General features: G+C 71.7%; 14 protein-coding genes. 8 read left to right on the top strand and 6 right to left on the bottom strand.

Going from position 1 to position 17,295, the window contains the following annotated elements:
• Positions 1-222 precede the first annotated feature (222 nt).
• Together AB5J54_RS34215 and AB5J54_RS34210 are read left to right on the top strand one after the other, a co-directional pair.
• Complete coding sequence (locus tag AB5J54_RS34215) at positions 223-1,713, top strand: cellulase family glycosylhydrolase (RefSeq protein WP_369147803.1); 1,491 nt, start codon at positions 223-225, stop codon at positions 1,711-1,713.
• 16 nt (positions 1,714-1,729) lie between these two features.
• Positions 1,730-3,484: a glycoside hydrolase family 6 protein gene (locus AB5J54_RS34210; RefSeq protein WP_369147802.1), complete on the top strand. Its 1,755-nt coding sequence runs from the start codon at positions 1,730-1,732 to the stop codon at positions 3,482-3,484.
• 59 nt (positions 3,485-3,543) lie between these two features.
• On the opposite strand, the gene AB5J54_RS34205 is transcribed toward AB5J54_RS34210, so the two are convergent.
• Positions 3,544-4,614 carry a LacI family DNA-binding transcriptional regulator gene (locus AB5J54_RS34205; RefSeq protein WP_369147801.1) on the bottom strand — a complete coding sequence of 357 codons (1,071 nt, stop codon included), beginning with the start codon at positions 4,612-4,614 and terminating at the stop codon, positions 3,544-3,546.
• Between the two features lie 352 nt (positions 4,615-4,966).
• On the opposite strand from AB5J54_RS34205, the gene AB5J54_RS34200 reads away from it, so the two are divergent.
• The 4 genes from AB5J54_RS34200 to AB5J54_RS34185 all read left to right on the top strand — a co-directional run bounded on the left by AB5J54_RS34200 (position 4,967) and on the right by AB5J54_RS34185 (position 9,813).
• Positions 4,967-6,316: an ABC transporter substrate-binding protein gene (locus AB5J54_RS34200; protein ID WP_369147800.1), complete on the top strand. Its 1,350-nt coding sequence runs from the start codon at positions 4,967-4,969 to the stop codon at positions 6,314-6,316.
• A 90-nt stretch (positions 6,317-6,406) separates the two neighbouring features.
• Entirely contained in the window at positions 6,407-7,411 is a 1,005-nt protein-coding gene (locus AB5J54_RS34195) for a carbohydrate ABC transporter permease (protein ID WP_369147799.1), read from the top strand.
• Positions 7,412-7,415: 4 nt separating this feature from the next.
• On the top strand, positions 7,416-8,321 hold the full coding sequence (locus AB5J54_RS34190) for a carbohydrate ABC transporter permease (protein ID WP_369147798.1): 906 nt from the start codon (positions 7,416-7,418) through the stop codon (positions 8,319-8,321).
• 49 nt (positions 8,322-8,370) lie between these two features.
• The gene (locus AB5J54_RS34185; protein ID WP_369147797.1) at positions 8,371-9,813 is read left to right on the top strand and encodes a GH1 family beta-glucosidase; all 1,443 of its coding nucleotides are present in this window, start codon (positions 8,371-8,373) and stop codon (positions 9,811-9,813) included.
• Positions 9,814-9,878: 65 nt separating this feature from the next.
• On the opposite strand, the gene AB5J54_RS34180 is transcribed toward AB5J54_RS34185, so the two are convergent.
• The gene (locus AB5J54_RS34180; RefSeq protein ID WP_369147796.1) at positions 9,879-10,349 is read right to left on the bottom strand and encodes a hypothetical protein; all 471 of its coding nucleotides are present in this window, start codon (positions 10,347-10,349) and stop codon (positions 9,879-9,881) included.
• A 167-nt stretch (positions 10,350-10,516) separates the two neighbouring features.
• The gene (locus AB5J54_RS34175) at positions 10,517-11,245 is read right to left on the bottom strand and encodes an IclR family transcriptional regulator (RefSeq protein ID WP_369147795.1); all 729 of its coding nucleotides are present in this window, start codon (positions 11,243-11,245) and stop codon (positions 10,517-10,519) included.
• Between the two features lie 220 nt (positions 11,246-11,465).
• On the opposite strand from AB5J54_RS34175, the gene AB5J54_RS34170 reads away from it, so the two are divergent.
• Positions 11,466-12,428 carry a glycerophosphodiester phosphodiesterase gene (locus AB5J54_RS34170; protein ID WP_369147794.1) on the top strand — a complete coding sequence of 321 codons (963 nt, stop codon included), beginning with the start codon at positions 11,466-11,468 and terminating at the stop codon, positions 12,426-12,428.
• Between the two features lie 52 nt (positions 12,429-12,480).
• Here AB5J54_RS34170 and AB5J54_RS34165 read toward each other — a convergent pair whose 3' ends face one another.
• Positions 12,481-12,996, bottom strand: coding sequence for an HD domain-containing protein (locus AB5J54_RS34165; protein ID WP_369147793.1), 516 nt, complete (start codon positions 12,994-12,996; stop codon positions 12,481-12,483).
• A 77-nt stretch (positions 12,997-13,073) separates the two neighbouring features.
• On the opposite strand from AB5J54_RS34165, the gene AB5J54_RS34160 reads away from it, so the two are divergent.
• Positions 13,074-14,000, top strand: coding sequence for an LLM class F420-dependent oxidoreductase (locus AB5J54_RS34160; protein WP_369147792.1), 927 nt, complete (start codon positions 13,074-13,076; stop codon positions 13,998-14,000).
• A gap of 86 nt (positions 14,001-14,086) precedes the next feature.
• Here the strand turns inward: AB5J54_RS34160 and AB5J54_RS34155 are convergent, their stop codons facing one another.
• Positions 14,087-16,369, bottom strand: coding sequence for an MMPL family transporter (locus AB5J54_RS34155; RefSeq protein ID WP_369147791.1), 2,283 nt, complete (start codon positions 16,367-16,369; stop codon positions 14,087-14,089).
• Positions 16,370-16,499: 130 nt separating this feature from the next.
• Positions 16,500-17,207: a DUF2470 domain-containing protein gene (locus tag AB5J54_RS34150; RefSeq protein WP_369147790.1), complete on the bottom strand. Its 708-nt coding sequence runs from the start codon at positions 17,205-17,207 to the stop codon at positions 16,500-16,502.
• Positions 17,208-17,295: the final 88 nt, after the last annotated feature.

The following is a 17,295-nucleotide window of genomic DNA, read 5'->3' as shown; positions in this document are numbered from 1 at the left end:
GGCACCACGCCGTCAAGGTGTGTGAGGAAGTCGAAGTCAAAAGCCGGGGAATTTACCCAACTCCTCTTTTCCTTGGCGGCTGTTGACGCTACGGTCTGCCCGACCCAGTGGGAGCGATTCCATCCAGTCGGCACACCGTCAGGGGTGTGCCCTCGCTGTGAGGACTCGCTCATGCGACATCCCCCACGTCTTTCCGCGCTGCTCGCAGGAGCGGCGCTCACGATGGCGAGCACCGCTCTCGCCGTCGTGGGTACGGCCGCCGGAGCATCGGCCGCACCCGCCTGCACGGTGGAGTACTCGGTCGCCGGCCAGTGGGCCGGCGGCTACCGGGGTGCCGTGACCATCACCAACAACAGTGCCGCGCTGACCAGTTGGAGCCTCGGCTTCGGCTTCCCGGCCGGCCAGGTGGTCAGTCAGGGCTGGGGCGGCACGTGGTCCCAGACCGGGGCGTCCGTCACGGTCGTCAACGAGAGCTGGAACGGCACGCTCGGCACGGGCGCGAAGGTCTCGGGCGGCTTCATCGCGTCATGGACGGGAGCCAACACGGCTCCCACCGCATTCACGCTCAACGGCACGCCCTGCACCACGGACGGGCCGGCACCGACCCCCACGCCGACCACCCCGACGACCCCGCCCACCACTCCCCCGACCACGCCGCCGCCGACGACCCCACCGACCACACCCCCGACCCCCGTCCCCGGCGCGCCCGAACTGACCGTCTCCGGCAACAGGTTCACCGACCAGAACGGCGCCACCCGTCGCCTCCTCGGCGTCAACCGCTCCGGCGGCGAGTTCATGTGCGTCCAGGGCTACGGCTTCTTCGACGGACCGGTCGACGACGCCTCCGTCCAGGCCATCGCCGACTGGAAGGCCGACACCGTCCGCATCCCCCTCAACGAGGAGTGCTGGCTCGGCCTCGACCACATCAAGCCCGAGTACCGGGGCGCGCATTACGTCGCCGCCGTCAAGGACCTGGTGGCCAAGGTGCTCGCCCACGGCCTGACCCCCGTGGTCGAACTGCACTGGACCCACGGCCAGTACACCGGGAACTCGTCCGGCTGCTCCGACGTGCACGCCACCTGCCAGAAGCCGATGCCCGACGCCCAGTACACCCCGGCGTTCTGGACCTCGGTCGCGAACACCTTCAAGAACGACAGGCGCGTCGCCTTCGACCTGTTCAACGAGCCCTATCCGGACCGGGCGACCTCCACGGCGGCACAGGCCTGGACCTGCTGGCGTGACGGCGGCAGCTGCCCCGGCATCGGATACGAGGTCGCCGGCATGCAGGACCTGGTGGACGCCGTCCGCGCCACGGGGGCGAAGAACCTCGTCCTCGTCCCGGGCCTGGCGTACTCCAACGACCTGAGCCAGTGGCTCACGTACCGCCCCACCGACCCGGCGAGCAATCTGGCCGCCGCCTGGCACGTCTACAACTTCAACACCTGCTCCGACGAGACGTGCTGGAACACCACCCTCGCCCCGGTTGCCGCCCAAGTGCCGCTCCTCGCGGGCGAGATCGGCGAGAACACCTGCGGACACGCGTTCGTCGACCGCGTCATGAAGTGGTTCGACGACCGCGGCCTCTCGTACCTGGGCTGGACCTGGAACACCTGGAACTGCAGCTCCGGTCCCGCGCTGATCACTTCGTACGACGGCACTCCCACCGCTTTCGGCATCGGACTGCGCGACCATCTGCGCGCCCTCACCTCCTGAGAGGAACCCCCACCCCATGAGCCGCACCAGCCGCACCGCCCTCCTGGCGGCCCTCGGCCTCGTCACCGCGACCGGAGCCACCGCCACGGTCTTCGGCACCAGCGCCGGCGCAGCCACCCCGGGCTGCAAGGTCGACTACAGCATCACCAACCAGTGGAACACCGGCTTCGGCGCCAACGTCGTCGTCACGAACACCGGCGACCCGACGTCCTCGTGGACCCTGGAGTGGACCTACGCCGGCAACCAGCAGGTCACCCAGGGCTGGAACGCCACCATCACCCAGTCCGGGTCCGCCGTCACCGCCAAGAGCATGTCCTACAACGGCGCGCTCGCGACCGGTGGTTCGACCTCCTTCGGCTTCAACGGCTCCTACAGCGGCACCAATGCCGTACCGGCCGGCTTCAAGCTGAACGGCGTCACCTGCAACACCGCCACGCAGCCCACCGACCCGCCGACCACCCCGCCCACCACTCCCCCGACGACCCCGCCGACCACGCCGCCCACCACCCCGCCCGCCGGCACCAAGGCGGACAACCCCTACGCCGGCGCCAAGGTGTACGTGAACCCCGAATGGTCGGCCCACGCCGCGGCCGAGCCCGGCGGCACCAAGGTCTCGAACCAGCCCACCGGCATCTGGCTGGACCGGATCGCCGTGGTCAACGGTTCGAGCGGCTCCATGGGCCTGCGCGCCCACCTCGACGAGGCCCTGAAGCAGAAGGGATCCGGCGAGCTCGTCGTCCAGCTGGTCATCTACAACCTGCCCGGCCGCGACTGTGCCGCCCTCGCCTCCAACGGCGAACTCGGCCCGACGGAGATCGGCCGCTACAAGACCGAGTACATCGACCCGATCGCCGCGATCCTCGCCGACTCCAAGTACGCGGGCCTGAGGATCGTCACCACCGTCGAGATCGACTCGCTGCCCAACCTGGTCACCAACGTCTCCGGGCGTCCCACGGCCACCCCCGACTGCGACGTCATGAAGGCCAACGGCAACTACATCACCGGCGTCGGCTACGCGCTCAAGAAGCTCGGCGCGATCGCCAACGTCTACAACTACATCGACGCCGGCCACCACGGCTGGCTGGGCTGGGACGACAACTTCGGCCCCTCCGCCGAACTCTTCAAGCAGGCCGCCACGGCGGAGGGCTCGACGCTCTCCAACGTGCACGGCTTCATCGTCAACACCGCCAACTACAGCGCCCTGAAGGAGGACCACTTCACCATCGACGACAGCGTGAACGGCGTCTCCGTACGCCAGTCCAAGTGGGTGGACTGGAACCGGTACACCGACGAGCTGTCGTACGCCCAGGCCATGCGCGCCAAGCTGGTCTCGCTCGGCTTCGACGCCCACCTCGGCATGCTGATCGACACCTCCCGCAACGGCTGGGGCGGCACCGCCCGGCCCACCGGCCCGGGCGCCACGACCAGCGTCGACACCTACGTCAACGGCGGCCGCTACGACCGTCGCCTCAACCCCGGCAACTGGTGCAACCAGTCCGGCGCGGGCCTCGGCGAACGGCCCCAGGCGGCCCCGGCCGCGGGCATCGACGCGTACGTCTGGATGAAGCCCCCGGGCGAGTCCGACGGCGCCTCCAAGGAGGTCCCGAACGACGAGGGCAAGGGCTTCGACCGGATGTGCGACCCGACGTACACGGGCAACGTCCGCAACGGGAACAGCATGTCGGGCGCGCTGCCGGACGCCCCGCTCGCGGGCAAGTGGTTCTCGGCCCAGTTCCAGGAGCTCCTGAAGAACGCCTACCCGGCGCTGTAGGCCCGCCCCGCGCGACCCCGGGGGATCCGGATCCCCCGGGGTCGTCCGTACGCGCGCGCTCAGCTCGACTCCCGCACGATCAGCTCCGTCGGCAGCACGTGCCGGCGCGCCTCCTCGGGAGCCCCGGTGCTCTCGTGGGTCTCCCTGATGAGCATCCGTGCCATCGTGCGGCCCATCTCCTCGATGGGCTGCCGCACGCTCGTCAGGGGCGGGTCCATGAGCCGCGCCACCGGCGAGTCGTCGACCCCGACGAGCGCGACGTCCTCGGGCACCCGGCGGCCCGCCTCCCGCAGCACCCCGCGCGCGCCGGCCGCCATGACGTCGGAGGCGGCGAAGACGGCGTCCAGGTCCGGGCTGCGGTCGAGGAGCTCCCGCATGGCGCGCCGGCCGCCCTCCTCGGTGAAGTCGCCGTTGGCGACGAGCGTCTCGTCGGGGCCGAGGCCGGCCTCCGTGAGACCGGCCCGGTAGCCGCCGAGCCGGGCCCGGGCCACGTACATGTCGAGGGGTCCGGTGACGGTCGCGATGCGGCTCCGGCCGCGCCCCACCAGGTGGGCGACGGCCGTGCGTCCGGCGCCGATGTTGTCGGAGTCCACGTACGGCACGGGCTCGGCCTCCGTGCGGCGGCCGTTCATCACGACCGGGAGGCCCAGTTCCCTGATGCGCTCGGGCAGCGGGTCGTCGCCGTGGACCGAGGCGAGCAGCACCCCGTCGACGCGCTGGGCGGCGAGGTACTGCTCGAAGCGCTGCCGCTCCTGCTCGCTGCGGACCAGGGTGAGCAGCAACTGCTTGTCGGCCTCGGCCAGTTCGGCGCTGACCCCACGGATGAGGTCGAGGAAGTACGGCTCGGCGAAGAGCCGGGCCTCGGCCTCGGGGATGACGAGGGCGACCGCGTCGGTACGGCTGCCGGCCAGGGCGCGGGCGGCCTGGTTGGGTACGTAGCCGAGTTCGGCGACGGCGCGGGCGACGGCCGTTCTGGTCTGTTCGCTCACCCGGGGGGAGCCGTTGATCACCCGGGAGACCGTGCCCCGGCCGACCCCGGCCCTGGCCGCGACCTGCTCCAGGGTGGGTCTGCCGCTCTGCCGTCCGTTCACGAATCCCGAACTCCCCTCGTAGGACCACGCGCTGCTCATCGACACCCACAGAGGAATGGGAGCGCTCCCACGGTAGCCCACCACACCTCGCCGCGCCACGCACCCGCGTTCAGGAGATGACGGCTGGATGGCCGCAGGGTGCCGCGAAACCCCCGGAAAACCTTCCGGTAACGAATCCGCGTTCATGTCTTGACACTCGCACCCGCCAGGCAGCAACCTTCCGGCAACGACGTGGGAGCGCTCCCATCAGAACCGTCGGACCCACCGGTCCAGCGGGCCCGACGGGAAGCGACACAGCCTTGCATCGGGTCTGGCAGGCGCCGCCGAGCCGCGATCAGCCGGCCGGGCCTCTTGGCGCACAAAGAGCACCACCTTGGACGAGGAGAGTGGAATGCGCACTTCCAGCAGCAGACGCGGACGCCGTGCGGCGATCGCGGCGGTCGCCGTCGTCGTGACCGGCACGACCCTGCTCACCGGTTGCGGCAGCGACGACGACGGCGGCAAGGGCGGCACGAGCGGCCAGGGCTCCGGGAAGATCACGCTGCGGATCGGGACCTTCGGTTCCTTCGGCTACGACGACAAGACCGGCGCCAAGCTCTACGCCGAGTACGAGCGGCTCCACCCGAACATCAAGATCGAGGAGTCGAACGTCTCCGACGGCCAGAAGTACTGGGACACGCTGAAGCTGCGCCTCACGCAGAACAGCGGCGTCGCCGACATCCAGGCCGTCGAGGTGGGCTACATCGCCGAGGCGACCGGCACGGCCATGGCGAACAAGTGGGTCGACCTGGGCAAGGAGGGCGGCGCGAACCTCGGCGACTTCCTCGACTGGAAGGTCAAGCAGGCGACGACCGGCGACGGAAAGGTCATCGGCCTCGGCACCGACATCGGCCCGATGGCGATCTGCTACAACAAGGACCTCTTCGCCAAGGCCAAGCTGCCCACCACCCGCGAGGAGGTGTCCAAGCTGTGGGCCGGCGACTGGTCCAAGTTCCTCGACGCCGGTGAGAAGTACAAGGCGGCGGCGCCCGCCGGCACCGCCTTCCACGACTCGGCGAGCGGCCTCTTCAACGCGGTCGTCTCCAGCGACCCGGTGCAGTACGCCAACGCGAGCGGCGAGCTCGACTGGGAGAACAGCCCCGGCGTGAAGCAGGCCTGGGAGACCGCCGTGAAGGCGGCCCAGGGCGGACTGACCGCCAAGCTGCGCCAGTTCGACGAGAAGGGCACGTGGAACGCGGCCTTCAAGAACTCGAAGTTCGCCACCGTCGCCTGCCCGAGCTGGATGACCGGCATCATCAAGGACCAGGCCGGCCCCGCCAACCAGGGCAAGTGGGACATCGCCGCGCCGCCGGTCGCCGGCAACTGGGGCGGCTCCTTCCTCGCCGTACCGAAGTCCGGCAAGCACACCAAGGAGGCCGCCGAGCTGGCGGCCTGGCTGACCGCGCCCGCGCAGCACGCCAAGGTGTTCGCGGTGAACGGCAACATCCCCTCGTCCAAGGACACGCTCCTCTCCTCGGCGGTCCAGGAGGCGAAGCTGCCGTACTTCGGCGACACCCCGGTCGGCAAGATCTTCGCCGGCGCGGCGGTCGGCATCACCCCGGCCACCATCAGCCGCTACGACGGCCAGGTGAAGACCTTCCTCACCGACAACGGCATCCTCGACATCGAGCAGCGCGGCACCGACCCGGCCAAGGCCTGGGAGAACGTCAAGAAGCTGGTCGACGACAAGATCGACCAGTAGCGGGGGCGCCTGCCGGTCCGCCGCCGCCTGCCGGGCGGCGGACCGGCACCGTCCGCACCACCGCACGCATCGACCTGGAAGGACGCCCCCGTGGCCACCTCCGTCCGGGCGGAGCGGGCCGGCTCCCCGCCGCCCGCAGCACCGCCCTCCTCCCCCGGCTCCCGGCGCCGCCGCCCCTCCCCCGGCGGCCTGCGCAGCAGGCTCTACCGCTGGGACATCAAGGCGATCCCGTACGTCTTCATCGCCCCCTTCTTCCTCACCTTCGCGGCCTTCGGCCTCTTCCCGCTGCTCTACACGGGCTGGCTCTCGCTGAACCGGGTCGAGCTCGGCGGAGACCCGACGTGGAAGGGCCTGGAGAACTACACCGACCTCGCCACCAGCGAGTTCTTCTGGAACGCGCTGCTGAACACCTTCACCATCGGGGTGATCTCCACCGTCCCGCAGCTGCTCATGGCCCTGGGCCTGGCGCACCTGCTCAACTACAAGCTCCGCGGCCGCGGCTTCTTCCGGGTCGCGATCCTCGCCCCGTACGCCACCTCGATCGCGGCGGCGACCCTGGTCTTCGCCCAGCTGTTCAACACCGACTACGGCATGATCAACGGCCTGCTCGGCTGGATCGGCATCGACCCGGTGAACTGGGAGTCGTCCAAGTGGCCCGCGCAGATCGCGATCTCGGTGATCGTCACCTGGCGCTGGACCGGCTACAACGCGCTGATCTACCTGGCCGCGATGCAGGCCGTGCCGCAGGACCTGTACGAGGCGGCCTCGCTCGACGGGGCGTCACGCTGGCGGCAGTTCATCAGCGTCACCATCCCGTCGATCCGGCCGACGATCCTCTTCACGATCATCGTCTCCACCATCGGCGCCACCCAGCTCTTCGGTGAGCCGATGCTCTACGGCGGCAGCGTCGGGATCAGCGGCGGCAGCGGCAACCAGTTCCAGACGCTGAGCCTGCTGATGTACGAGAAGGGCTGGGTGACCGGCGCGCTCGGGCAGGCCTCCGCGATCGCCTGGGTCATGCTCCTGCTGCTCCTCCTGATCGGCGGCGTGCAGGCGCTCGTCTCCCGCCACAACCGCAAGAAGCTGGGGGGATGACCTCATGGCCCGCACACTCGCAGCACCCCGCCCGGCGCCCCCGGCCGCGTCCGCGCCCGGTCGCCGGTTCCGTCAGACGGCCGGCCGGCAGCACCACGCGGGTCCGCTGACGTACGTCCTGCTCGTCCTCGCCGCCGTCGTCTCGCTGTTCCCGCTGTACTGGAACGTGGTCGCCGCCTCCCACACCGGGGAGCGGGTCGTGGAGGCCCCGGCGCCGCTGCTGCCCGGCAAGCGGCTCCTGGACAACCTCAGCTTCGCCTGGAACCAGGTCGACATGGGCGAGGCGCTGGTCAACACCACGGTCGTGGCGAGCCTGGTGGCGCTGTCCACCGTGCTGTTCTCCACGCTCGCCGGCTTCGCCTTCGCCAAACTGCCCTTCCGGGGCCGGGGCATGCTGCTCTCGCTCGTGGTCGCCACGATGACGATCCCGCCGCAGCTCAGCGTGATCCCGCTGTACCAGATCATCACGGACCTCGGCTGGTTCGACCAGCTCCAGTCGGTCGTGCTGCCCTCGCTGGTCGCCGCCTTCGGTGTGTTCTTCATGCGCCAGTTCCTGGTCGAGGCCCTGCCGGTGGAACTGGTCGAGGCGGCCCGGATGGACGGGGCGCACAGCCTGCGGATCATCTGGCACGTCGTCTTCCCGGTGGCCAGGCCCGCGATGGCCGTGCTCGGCATGCTGGTCTTCGTCCAGGCCTGGAACGACTTCTTCTGGCCGTTCATCGCGCTCACCCCGGACGGCAGTCCCACCCTCCAGGTGGCGCTCGCCGGCCTCGGCGCGGGCAACCACACCGTGGACCACGCCGTGGTGCTGACCGGCGCCCTGATCTCCACCGTGCCGCTGCTGCTCGTCTTCGCCTTCCTCGGCAAGCACATCGTCGGCGGCATCACCGCCGGCGCCGTGAAGAGCTGACCGGCCACCCGTCTCCGTCACCCCGTACCCGTGTTGGGAGCCCTCTCCTATGACCGCGCCCGAAACCCGGCCGCTCACCGCCGTCCGCTCGTTCCCCGCCGACTTCCTGTGGGGCGCCGCCACCGCCGCGTACCAGATCGAGGGGGCGGCGGCGGAGGACGGCCGTACCCCGTCCATCTGGGACACCTTCTCGCACACGCCCGGCAAGGTCTTCGAGGGCCACACCGGCGACGTGGCCGTGGACCACTACCACCGGTTCCGCGAGGACGTCGGGATCATGGCCGAACTCGGCCTGAACGCCTACCGGTTCTCCGTCTCCTGGTCCCGTGTCCAGCCCACCGGCCGGGGCCCGGCCGTCCAGCAGGGGCTCGACTTCTACCGCCGGCTCGTCGACGAGCTGCTCGCCGCCGGGATCGAGCCGGCCCTGACCCTCTACCACTGGGACCTGCCGCAGGAGCTGGAGGACGCGGGCGGCTGGCCCGAGCGGTCGACCGCCGAGCGCTTCGCCGAGTACGCGGGGATCGTCGCGGACGCCGTCGGCGACCGGGTGAAGCGGTGGACCACGCTCAACGAGCCCTGGTGCAGCGCCTTCCTGGGGTACGGCTCCGGGGTGCACGCCCCGGGCCGCACCGACCCGGTGGCCTCGCTGCGCGCGGCCCACCACCTCAACCTCGGGCACGGTCTGGCGGTCCAGGCCCTGCGCGACTCGCTGCCGGCGGACCGGCAGCTCGCGGTCTCGCTGAACCTGCACGAGATCCGGCCGCTAACCACTTCGGCCGAGGACCTGGACGCGGCCCGCCGCATCGACGCCGTCGGCAACCGGGTCTGGCTGGGCCCGATGCTGGAGGGCGCCTACCCGGAGGACCTGCTCGCCGACACGGCTCACCTGACCGACTGGTCCTTCGTCCGGGACGGCGACACCGCGACGGCCGACCAGCCGCTGGACCTCCTCGCGATCAACTACTACACGCCGACGGTCGTCTCGCACGTGCCGGAGGGCGCGGAGAAGCCGCAGGACGACGGCCACGGCAACAGCGAGCACTCGCCGTGGCCCGGCGCGGACGCGGTCGCCTTCCACCGGGCGCCGGGCGAGCCGACGGCGATGGGCTGGGCGGTCGACCCGAGCGCGCTGTACGACCTGCTGACCCGGGTCTCCGCCGCGTACCCCGGTCTTCCGCTGGTGATCAGCGAGAACGGGGCGGCGTACGAGGACGTCGTCGGCCCGGACGGTTCGGTGCACGACCCGGAGCGCGCCGCCTATGTGCACGCGCACCTGGAGGCGGTGCACCGGGCGCTGTCGGACGGGGTGGACGTGCGCGGCTACTTCCTCTGGTCGCTGCTCGACAACTTCGAGTGGGCGTACGGGTATGCGAAGCGGTTCGGCGCGGTGCGGGTGGACTACGACACCCTGGAGCGCACCCCGAAGTCCAGCGCCCGCTGGTACGCGCGGGTGGCGCGTTCGGGCGAGCTGCACGCGCCCGACGGGGACTGACGGCGGACGTGGGGAAGGGCCGTGCCGGCGACCGGCACGGCCCTTCCCCGGGTGTCGGTCCCCGATCAGATGTCGACGACCCGGTAGCCGATGACGTAGATGCCGCCGGAGCCCTCGACGGTGCGCCACTGGGTCTCGGCGCCGACCTCGCTGCCGGTGACGAGCGTGGCGCCCAGCTTGTCGTCGCTGCTGGTGGAGTCGTAGTCCCACAGGGTCAGGGTGCGGGCCTGCTCCTTGCCGAGGATGAGCGCGGCGTTGGCGTTGCCGTCCTCCATGGAGCGGACGTAACCGGTGCCCATGGTCTGGTACTTGATGCCGTTGCCGGGCCAGACCTTGACGGCGTTGCCGTTGGCGTCGGTGATCTTGAGGTAGGCCTCGTCGTGGTCGCCCTCGCTGTTCTGCTGGCAGTGCAGTTCGAACAGCTCGATCTTCACGTAGTCGATCGGCTCGGCGTGCGCGGTGCCGGCGAAGGCGCCGAGGCTGCCGAGCCCGAGCAGGGCGGTGGCGGCCGTTCGGACGACTCGGTTCTTGCGCATGTGGTCCCCCCACACTTCGGGTCACGCGTGTGACATGGTGTCCGGTCCGCCTTCCCCGGCGGCCCCGGTGTGCCGTTTCCCCCCGGCACGACACCTACTGTGCCCGGCGGGCCCGCCCCGGCTCTACGCGCGTTCCACTGGGCGGAACAGGCCCGGAATTCAAGGGACTACAGGACGAGCGCGGCCGACGGCACCGGTCTTCGCCGCCCGCCCCGGGCGAGCGCGCGGGTGACCGCTGCCCCCGCCTCGGCGACGGCCTGGGCGAGCGCGTCGAGTCGGCGGCCGGCCGGGACCATGCCGGCGAGCGCGGCGACCGTACGGCCGTCCGGGGCGCGGACCGGCAGCGAGGCGCAGCACACCCCTTCCATGACGTCCTCGCGGTCGAACACGGCCCCGCCCCCGAGCGGTCCGCGCAGCGCCTTCCCCGCGGCGGTGTCGAGGTGGAAGGCGATCCCGTCGCGTACGGGGAGCAGCGGCTCCAGCTCGCCCGGTACCGAGCTCACGGTGAGGGCCATGTCCTCGCGCAGCACGGTGAGGACGACGCTGGCGCCGGTGACGGCCCTCAGCCGCTGGAGGGGCAGGCGGGCGGCGGTGCGCAGTCCGGGGTGCGGTTCCCAGGCCTGGCCGAGGCGGTACAGCTGCGGGCCGACGCGGTAGCGGTTGCCCCTGCGTTCGACGGCGCCGAGGCCGACCAGTTGGTCGAGGAGCCGGTGGACGCTGCCCTTGGGCACCCCGCAGGCGAGCGCGAGTTCGGTCACTCCGGCCTCGTCGCCGTTCCTGCGGAGGGCGTCGAGCAGGGCGAACGCTCCTTCGAGCACTCCCCGTCCGCGTTCCTGGCGGGGCGGCGCGGCCGTCTCCGCGACGCCGCCCGTTCTCCGTGCCGTTCCGGTGTCCATGAGTCCCCCTGACTCGGTACGCCCGGCCGCGGTCCCCCGATGGCGCGGCTGCGGGCACATGACCCACGATGCCGCAGACCGGACGATTCGACGAAGGGGCTTGCCCGGCACGTCGTGTCGTGTCGCGTCACCCGCCGGCGCCCGGGCTTTGTCGACTCGTCACGTCCCGTCCGGTGTGGGGCCCCGGCCCGGCCACCGTCCATCCCTAAGCTCTGCGTCCATGAACCACCTCCCGCCCCGCGCGCCCCGGTCCTGGAACCTCAGGCGCCTCGGTTACGGCCCGGCAGCGCTGGTCGCCACGGCCCTGGTCCTCTCCGCCTCGCCCGCCCTGGCCGCCGAGTCGGCCCCGCGCGCACCGCGGCACGCGCCTTCGCCCACGCTCGCGGCGACCCAGCGGCACGCGCCTTCGGGCGCGGCCGCGGCGAGCCGGTGGATGCGGCTGTCCGGTGCTCCCCTGACCGTCTTCGCCCACCGGGGCGCCTCGTCCGCTGCGCCGGAGAACACACTGGTCGCCGACGAGGTCGCCCGGCGGGGCGGGACCAAGTGGATCGAGAACGACGTCCAGCCCTGCAAGGACGGCGTGCCGTACGTCCTTCACGACGCGACCGTCGACCGGACGACGGACGGCACGGGCGCGCTCCGCTCGTTGACCTCCGACCAGGTGAACGCCCTCGACGCCGGTTCCTGGTTCGCCCCGGCCTTCGCCGGCGCGCGCGTCCCGACGCTGGCCGCCCAGTTGACGGACCTGCGGACGCGGGGCGGCAATCTGCTCCTGGAGATCAAGGGCCGGCAGACCGAGGCCGAGGTGGAGCGGATCGTGCGTGAGGTCCGGGACCAGAACATGACGGCCCGGGTCTTCGTCCAGAGCTTCGAGGTCACTTCCCTGCGGTGGGTCCACGAGCTGGCGCCCGAGCTGCCGCTGGGTCTGCTGCGCGACAGCCTGGACGCCGATCCGGTCGCCGTCGCCCAGGACCTGCACCTGGCCGCGTACAACGTGTCGGACAAGGGTCTCTCCGTGCGCCCGGCGGCGCTCGACGAGCTGCATGCGGCGGGCGTGGCCGTGAACGTGTGGACGGTCGACAGCTCGGCCCGCTGGAAGGCCCTCGACGAGCTGGGCGTGGACGGGATCATCACCAACCGCCCGACGGAGCTGACGGGCTGGGTCGCGGGCCGTCAGGCCTGAGACCCGTCCGGCCGGGGACGGGCTTCGGGCCCGTCCCGGGTCCGCGTGCCCGTCAGGCCGGGCCGGTCGTCCCGGTGAGTTCGGCGAGCAGGTCGGGGTTGACGACCCGGAGGATCGTCGCGATGTCGGCGGGGTCGGCCGCCGGCCACAGGACCGCCCGGGCCGCCCGGTACTTGGCGGCGAGCCGTTCGCGCTGGGCGGGGGGCAGGGCCGCGGCCCGGTCCGCGCGGCTGTTGTGCGCGTTGTCGGCGATCTTCACGAGGGTGGCGCCGGGGTTCTCGGCGATGCGGCGGAGCTTCTCCCCGTAGGGCGTGTCCGGGTGGTTGGTGACGGCTTCGACGAGGGCGACGACCGCGTCGGGGATCCCGGCGGCGCGCAGCCGTCCGGCCGTCCACCCGGTGTCCTCGATGACGTCGTGCAGGAGCCCGGCCATGGCCAGGTGCGGGCCGAACGGCTCCAGGCCGGCGGCGACCGCGCGGACGTGCGCGACGTAGGGGACGCCGGTCTTGTCGACCTGTCCGGCGTGCGCGCGGTCGGCCAGTGCGTCCACTTCTGCGAGCGTCTTCATGTGCCCCATCATCCCTGCCACACGGTGTTCACACGGAATCGGGAATGCCGGTCGTGGCGCGGCCGGTTGCCGGATGCATGACTCTTGGAGTGACGCTCAGTTCGACCTCCCGGCAGCTTCCGATCGACGACACGGTACGGCTCGCGAGAGAGGCGTACGACGCGGGGCTGCACTCGGCGTGGTTCGGCCAGTCCTTCGCGTACGACTCGCCCTCGCTCGCCGCGATCGTCGGGCGCGAGGTGCCCGGGCTTCAGGTGGGGACCTCGGCGATACCGGTCTTCGGCCGCCATCCGCTGCTCGTCTCCAGTCAGGCGCAGACCGCCCAGGCCGCCACCGGCGGCCGCTACCACCTCGGGCTCGCCCTCGGCACCCGGTATCTGACGGAGACCGCGTTCGGCCTGCCGTACGAGCGGCCGATCGGGCTGCTGCGGGAGTTCCTCACCGCGCTGCGGCCGCTCCTGGAGACGGGCGAGGCCGACTTCCACGGGGAGCTGCTGACGGCGACGACCCCGTACTCGGCGGCCGTTCCGGGGGCGCGGCCGCCGGTGCCGGTGCTGGTGGCCGCGATGGGTCCGCAGGCGCTGCGGGTCAGCGGTGAACTCGCCGACGGCATCCTGCCGTTCCTCGCGGGTCCGCGGGCGCTCGCCGAGCACATCGTCCCGGCGGTGACGGCGGCGGCCGAGGCGGCGGGCCGGCCGGCGCCGCGGATCGTGGCGCTGGTGCCGGGCGTGGTGACGGCGGACGCGGAGGGTGTACGGGAGAGGGCGGCGGAGGCGCACGAGCTGTACGAGCGGATCCCCTCGTACCAGCGCGTGATCGAGCTCTCCGGAGCCGAGAGGGCGGCCGAACTGGCCCTGATCGGGGACGAGGAGGCCGTCGCCGAGGGGGTGCGCCGCTATCGCGAGGCGGGGGCGACGGAGGTGGTGTTCACCTCGACGGACCTGGGCGGTGAGGACGACCGCCGCCGGACCTGGAAGCTGCTCGGCGAGCTGGCGCGGGGCTGAGAGCCCGGGAGGCGGCGTCCGCCTCCCGGTCCTGAGCGTGGGGGCGCCGTCCGCCGCCCCGGTCCTTCCGGCGGGCGTGCCGCCCCCTACCTCCTTCCGGCGCTCTGGGTCGCTTCCTCGGCCTGGAGCGCCTCATCGCCCTCGGTGTCCAGGTGCGGCAGGATCCGGTCGAGCCAGCGCGGGGTCCACCAGGCGTGGCCGCCGAGGAGGGTCATCACGGCGGGCACGAGCAGCAGGCGCACCACGGTGGCGTCGATGAGGACGCTGGCGGCGAGGCCGAGGCCGAGCATCTTCACGACGATGTTGTCGGAGACGATGAAGGCCGCGAAGACGCTGACCATGATGAGCGCGGCGCAGGTGATGACCCGGGCGGTGATCTCCAGGGCGTGGGCGACGCTGGCCTTCGCGTCCCCGGTGCGGAGCCAGGCCTCGCGGACGCGGGAGAGCAGGAAGATCTCGTAGTCCATGCTCAGGCCGAAGACGATGGCGAACATCATCATCGGCACGTAGCTCTCGATGGGCACCTTGCCGTTGACTCCGAGGGCGGGTCCGCCCCAGCCCCACTGGAACACGGCCACGACGACGCCGTACGAGGCGGCGATGGAGAGCACGTTGAGCACGGCCGCCTTCACCGCGACCAGGACTCCGCGGAAGACGATGAGGATGACGAGGAAGGCGAGCCCCACCACGACGGCGATGATCAGCGGCAGCCGGCTGGAGACGATGTCCAGGAAGTCGACCTGGGCGGCCGTGTTCCCGGTGACGTAGGTCTGCGCGTCGGTGCCGGCCACCGCCTGCGGGAGGACGTCGTCGACCAGGTGGTTGGTCAGTTCGGTGGTCTTGCCGTCCTGGGGGGAGGCCACGGAGTAGGCGGTGCCGACGAGGACGTCCCCGTCGGAGGTGGTCTGGAGCGGGGTGATGTAGGCGGCGTCGGGGACACCCGTCAGGGCGTCCTTGAGCTTGGTGCCGAGATCGGCCCGGTCGGCGGTCGGCACGGCCGACTGGTCGACGACCACCGTGAGCGGCCCGTTCGCGCCGGGGCCGAAGGCGGTGGAGATCAGGTCGTAGGCCCGCCGGTCGGTGAACGACTCGGGGTCGGCGCCGTCGCCGATGTGGCCGAGCTGGATGAACAGCAGGGGGAACGCCAGCACGAGGAGGACGAGGACGCCGCCGGTCAGGAACCACCAGGGGCGCTTCTCGACCCGTTGCGCGTAGCGGTGCCAGGTGCCGTGCGCGGGCGCTCCGGGCTCGGCGTCGGTCTCGGCGACGGGTTTGCGGACGTGGTACCGGTCGATGCGTCTGCCGACGAGTCCGAGCATGGCCGGGACCAGGGTGAGTGCGGCGATGACGGCGGTGACGACCGTGAAGGCGGCCGCGAGGCCGAGTTTGCCGATGAAGGTGACGCCGGAGACCCAGAGGCCGGACAGGGCGATGATGACGGTGCAGCCGGAGACGAGGACCGCACGGCCGCTGGTGGTGGTCGCGAGGGCGGCCGCGTCGGCGGGATCGTGGCCGTTCATGAGGTTCTGGCGGTGGCGGGTGATGAGGAACAGCGCGTAGTCGATGCCCACGCCCAGGCCGATCATGGTGGCCAGGGTGGGCGAGACGGTCCCGAAGGTGAAGGCGGCCGCCATCAGGCCGAGCAGGGCCAGCCCGCAGACCGCTCCGAGCAGTGCGGTGACCAGTGGCATGACGGCGCCGATCACGCTGCCGAAGCCGATGAGGAGGACGACGATCGCGACGGCGAAGCCGATGGCCTCGCTGCTGCGGTCGTCGGCGGTCGGGCGGGCGAGTTCGCCGAGCGAACCGCCGTACTCGACGTCGACGCCGGCGTCACGGAGGGGCTGTACGGCGGCGTCGACGCCGTTCAGGTAGTCGGTGCCCAGGGTGGAGGGGGCCACGCTGAAGCGGACGGTGATGTAGGCGGTCTTGCCGTCCGTGGAGAGCGGCCCCACGTTGGGCGTCCCGGCCGGGAGCGGCGGCGGTGTCGTCCCGGGCGGCGGGAGCGGGTTCTGCGCGCCGATGACGTCCGGGAGCTTCGCGAGGGCGGCGACGGCGGAGTTGACCGCGGACGCCTCCTGCGTGAGGGGTTTGGAGGGGTCGTTCAGGACGACCTGGGCGCTGTATCCGCCGGCGGCGGGATCGTGCGCCTTGAGGACGTCGAGTCCTTCGGCCGACTGCACGCCCGGGAGGGCGAAGTTGTCCTCGTACTCGCCGCCGACGGCCCGGTCGAGGACCTGGAGTCCCGCGACGGCCGCCAGCCAGAGGGCGATGACGATGATGAAGTGGCGGGCGCACCAGTGACCTGTGCGGTAGAGGACGCCTCTGGACGGTGCTGGGCGGCCTGTGGCCGGGCTTCCTGCGTTCATGGCGTGGCCGTGTCCGGATAGGGAAGTCCCCGAGCGGTTCCGGCACCCGCTGCACGCGGGCCTACGCCGTCCATGGTGCGCTTGCCGGGGCGCTCCGGCATCTCGGCGGGAGGCCGCCTCGACGGCGGGCTCAGGCGAGCAGGTGGTCCGTGTGGGAGGCGCGGCGGGCGGCGGTGAGGAGCGCGTGGATGCGGGGGCCGGCCTGGTCCATGTCGGTGAGGGGGGTGGGGAACGGCAGCCGGGCGTCCCGGTCGTGGCCGGCGCGGTGTTCGAGGCGCAGGGTGACGCCGTACCGGTCGAGGGCGAGGGGCAGGGCGCGGACCAGTTCCCGTTCGGGGCGCGGCCGGACGAGGCGGAGGAGCAGCGGGACGAGTTGGGCGTGGCGGTCGACGAGGTGGGTGAGCATGGTCGCCTCGGCCGTGGCCATCGGGTCGGGGTCGGTGGCCCGGATCTCGTCGAGGGTGACGTACGTGCGTCCCTCGTCGTCCTCGAGGAGGGCCTGGCCGAACTCCACGCAGGTGCTGGTGGTGGCCTCCGAGGTGTACGGGGCGGAGAGCAGTCCCGTCAGCGTGACGCGGGCGCGGATGCGGCGGCGGACGGGGGTGGGGGCGATGTCGGTGAGTTCGAGGCGGACGGGGATGCGGGCGGCGCGTCCGGCGGGGCAGTCCTCGGAGGGGTCGTGGAGGTGGAGGTGGCCCATCGGTCCGGTGCCGTCGAGGAGGTGGACCTCCTGGTGGACTCCGTCGGTGACGACGGTCATCGAGTGGGCGGCGGTCAGGATGGAGCGGACGCGTTCGGCGGGCGTGGGCCGCGCGGCGTGGGCGCTGAAGGGACGCATGCACGTACTCCCGGGGAGAAGGACGACGGAGACCAGGACTCAGGACAGTCAAACTTAGGCAAGCCTAACCTAACTCATCTTCACGAAG

The sequence above is a fragment of the Streptomyces sp. R44 genome, from assembly GCF_041053105.1.
In the GTDB taxonomy this organism is placed as follows: Bacteria; Actinomycetota; Actinomycetes; order Streptomycetales; family Streptomycetaceae; genus Streptomyces.
This window is presented reverse-complemented; position numbering and strand designations above follow the sequence as displayed.

Excerpts from the sequence above, each read along its gene's own strand:
- AB5J54_RS34215 (WP_369147803.1), top strand. The coding sequence starts at position 223 with ATGGCGAGCACCGCTCTCGCCGTCGTGGGTACGGCCGCCGGAGCATCG.
- AB5J54_RS34175 (WP_369147795.1), bottom strand. The coding sequence starts at position 11,245 with ATGGACACCGGAACGGCACGGAGAACGGGCGGCGTCGCGGAGACGGCC.
- AB5J54_RS34210 (WP_369147802.1), top strand. The coding sequence starts at position 1,730 with ATGAGCCGCACCAGCCGCACCGCCCTCCTGGCGGCCCTCGGCCTCGTC.
- AB5J54_RS34155 (WP_369147791.1), bottom strand. The coding sequence starts at position 16,369 with ATGAACGCAGGAAGCCCGGCCACAGGCCGCCCAGCACCGTCCAGAGGC.
- AB5J54_RS34190 (WP_369147798.1), top strand. The coding sequence starts at position 7,416 with ATGGCCCGCACACTCGCAGCACCCCGCCCGGCGCCCCCGGCCGCGTCC.
- AB5J54_RS34165 (WP_369147793.1), bottom strand. The coding sequence starts at position 12,996 with ATGAAGACGCTCGCAGAAGTGGACGCACTGGCCGACCGCGCGCACGCC.
- AB5J54_RS34200 (WP_369147800.1), top strand. The coding sequence starts at position 4,967 with ATGCGCACTTCCAGCAGCAGACGCGGACGCCGTGCGGCGATCGCGGCG.
- AB5J54_RS34205 (WP_369147801.1), bottom strand. The coding sequence starts at position 4,614 with ATGAGCAGCGCGTGGTCCTACGAGGGGAGTTCGGGATTCGTGAACGGA.
- AB5J54_RS34180 (WP_369147796.1), bottom strand. The coding sequence starts at position 10,349 with ATGCGCAAGAACCGAGTCGTCCGAACGGCCGCCACCGCCCTGCTCGGG.
- AB5J54_RS34170 (WP_369147794.1), top strand. The coding sequence starts at position 11,466 with ATGAACCACCTCCCGCCCCGCGCGCCCCGGTCCTGGAACCTCAGGCGC.
- AB5J54_RS34150 (WP_369147790.1), bottom strand. The coding sequence starts at position 17,207 with ATGCGTCCCTTCAGCGCCCACGCCGCGCGGCCCACGCCCGCCGAACGC.
- AB5J54_RS34185 (WP_369147797.1), top strand. The coding sequence starts at position 8,371 with ATGACCGCGCCCGAAACCCGGCCGCTCACCGCCGTCCGCTCGTTCCCC.
- AB5J54_RS34160 (WP_369147792.1), top strand. The coding sequence starts at position 13,074 with ATGACTCTTGGAGTGACGCTCAGTTCGACCTCCCGGCAGCTTCCGATC.